This is a genomic window from Pseudoduganella sp. RAF53_2 (assembly GCF_052113985.1).
Lineage (GTDB): Bacteria > Pseudomonadota > Gammaproteobacteria > Burkholderiales > Burkholderiaceae_D > Rugamonas.
On the sequence record NZ_JBFRDW010000858.1, the window covers coordinates 1 to 1,984 of the forward strand.

The following is a 1,984-nucleotide window of genomic DNA, read 5'->3' on the forward strand; positions in this document are numbered from 1 at the left end:
CCATCAAACAGGGCAAGGAAAAAAGCATACTTGCCGGCGACCCGCTGATCTATGTATCGGCCATCGAAAAAGTCGATGGCAAGCCGCAGGAGCGCAACAAGCCGGGCGCCACGGCGATCGTGCAGACTTCGTCGCGCCAGTTCCTGGCCCGCGCAGCGTACAACGCCAAATCGCAGGTCGCGGCGCGCGTGTGGAGCTTGCACGAGGATGAGCCGGTCGATCACGCGCTGATCAAGCGCCGCGTACAAGCGGCTGTGCAGCTGCGCGCCGATGCGCTGAACAGCGCAGATCCGCAGGCGCTGATTCAGCTGATCGATGGCGACAAGGACGGCCTGCCAGGCCTGCTGGTACACAGCTACGGCGGCACCGACGGCTATCTGGTCTGCCAGTTCAATGCCGGCGGCGTCGACTTGTGGAAGGTCGCTATCGTGCAGGCCCTGCTCAAAGCCACCGGCTGCCGCAACGTCTATGAACGCTGCGATCAACTGATACGCAAAGGTGAAGGGTTGCTTGTCGCGCCGGGTGCGCTGGCAGGCGACGAGCCACCCCAGCGGCTGATGGTGCGCCAGGGCGGCAAGCTGCTGCCGATGGATATACGCACCGGCTTCACCTACCCTCGCTAAGACAGCAAGGCCACCAGCGCGGTTGGGTGGAAGGGCAAGCCAAACAGACCGCAAATGCCCATGAAGATGCCAAACGCCGTAGGCACCATCGACAGCCAGAATAGCCAGCGCTGCCTGGTCAGCGTGGTGATCGCCAGCAGCGCGATCGCGATCGCCAGCATGGCGTCGGACAGGTCGAACTGGTCGTCCTTGAAATTCAAGGCGTCGTAGGTCTTATCGTCCTGCTCGGCCTGGGCTTTCAGCTCGTCCTTCTTGCGCTTCTGATCCGCAGCCAGCTTGACGTAATTGGCGATGGCCTCGTCGTAAGCCGGCTGCTCGCTCGCCGGACGCCCGCCCTTGGCCAGTTTGAGCTGCACGATCGTCGCATTCGCGACCTCTTCACGGATATTGCGCGCCTGGTAGAAGGACCAGTGGTCCACCTTATTCGCCTGCGCCTGCTGCATGGCCTGATTGATGTTATCGTCCTTGACCTTGCAGATGCCCATGAAGGTCGCGAGGATGGCGACCACCACGGCCACACGCATATTGAGGGGATTGTTGTCGTCTTTCTCGTCCATGCCCTAGTGTTACCAAAAGACCTTAAGCCCTCATTAATTACTTCACTGCCAGTGATACGGAGGCGCGAAATTGTGGGGCGCGGCGGGCCATGGTGGCTTGTTCGTAGGCGTAGGCCATCCCGATCAGCGAGGCTTCGCTGAAGGCGGTGCCCACGAAGCTCAGGCCGACGGGCAGGCCTTGCACGTGGCCCGCGGGGACGGTCACGTGGGGATAGCCAGCAACGGCGGCAGGTGAAGAGAAGCTGCGGCCGTAATGGTCGCCGTTGATGAAGTCAGTCAGCCATGCGGGGCCGTCGGTGGGGGCGATCAGCGCGTCGAGGCGGTGTTCTTTCAGGACCTGGTCGATACCCTCTTCGCGCGAGTAGCGGCGGTTGTTGGCCAGCGCTTCAATATATGCCTGGCTGTCCAGGCCTTCTTTGGCTTCGGAGCGCTCGAGGTATTCCTGGCCGAAGTATGGCAGTTCGAGTTGCGCGTTGCGCTTGTTGAAGGCGATCAGGTCGGCCATGTTCTTGACCTGCGCGTCCGGCGCGTAGTTCTTCAGGTAGGCCGCGAGGTCGGACTTGAACTCATACAGCAGCACTTCGGTTTCGCTGTCGCCGTATTTCTCGGTATTCGGCACCTTCACGTCGATCAGCTCCGCGCCGAGCGATTTCAATGCGGCGAGCGCCTTTTCCATTTCCGCGTCGATGGCATCGCTGCCGCCGAAGAAATTGCGTGCGATGCCGAGGCGCTTGCCCTGCAGGGCGTTCTTGTCCAGGGCCTTGGCGTAATCGGAGACTTTGCCTGCGCCGTCCTGCGTAATGG

At 61.6% G+C, this 1,984-nt stretch carries 3 protein-coding genes; 1 reads left to right on the forward strand and 2 read right to left on the reverse strand.

Annotated features, from left to right (window positions below; all coding sequences use genetic code 11):
* Window positions 1–2 precede the first annotated feature (2 nt).
* Window positions 3–623, forward strand: coding sequence for an SAM-dependent methyltransferase (locus tag AB4Z11_RS30370; protein WP_442029705.1), 621 nt, complete (start codon window positions 3–5; stop codon window positions 621–623).
* Here AB4Z11_RS30370 and AB4Z11_RS30375 read toward each other — a convergent pair.
* Both AB4Z11_RS30375 and AB4Z11_RS30380 read right to left on the reverse strand, forming a co-directional pair.
* Window positions 620–1,180 carry a DUF4337 domain-containing protein gene (locus AB4Z11_RS30375; RefSeq protein ID WP_442029707.1) on the reverse strand — a complete coding sequence of 187 codons (561 nt, stop codon included), beginning with the start codon at window positions 1,178–1,180 and terminating at the stop codon, window positions 620–622. The two genes, AB4Z11_RS30370 and AB4Z11_RS30375, sit on opposite strands and share 4 nt — an antisense overlap.
* A 37-nt stretch (window positions 1,181–1,217) precedes the next feature.
* A partial coding sequence (locus AB4Z11_RS30380) for an amidase family protein (protein ID WP_442029709.1) occupies window positions 1,218–1,984 on the reverse strand: 767 nt, incomplete at its 5' end.